The sequence below is a fragment of the Pseudomonas sp. PME37.24/006 genome, from assembly GCF_055556635.1.
The window spans coordinates 1-256 of the sequence record NZ_JBVHNL010000205.1 but is presented as its reverse complement, the minus strand read 5'-3'; the positions used below and the strand labels follow the sequence as shown (position 1 = coordinate 256).

General features: G+C 70.7%; 1 protein-coding gene. It reads right to left on the bottom strand.

All coding sequences use genetic code 11. The features are described 5' to 3' along the window. On the bottom strand, positions 1 to 256 hold a 256-nt coding region (locus ACZ3GY_RS24420), incomplete at both ends, for a hypothetical protein (protein WP_465912372.1).

Below are 256 nucleotides of genomic sequence, written 5' to 3'. Positions count from 1 at the left end.
ACCGACCGCGATCGTGGGGAGAGCCACCGTGGGGATCCACCACAGGTTGGAGAGCCAGACGTTCGAGCCGCCCCCGAGCACGCGGACGTTCGGGGGGAGGTTGTTGAGGGGGAAGAACGAGACGATGAAGAGCACAGCCCAGATGCCGAGCAGCGACACCTCGCGCACCGAGAACGGCCCGACGCCGTACTGCGGCGCGTCGCCGTCGCGTGGCGCCGGCGCCTCGGACTGCGCGTGGGCGTCGGCATCCGGCAGT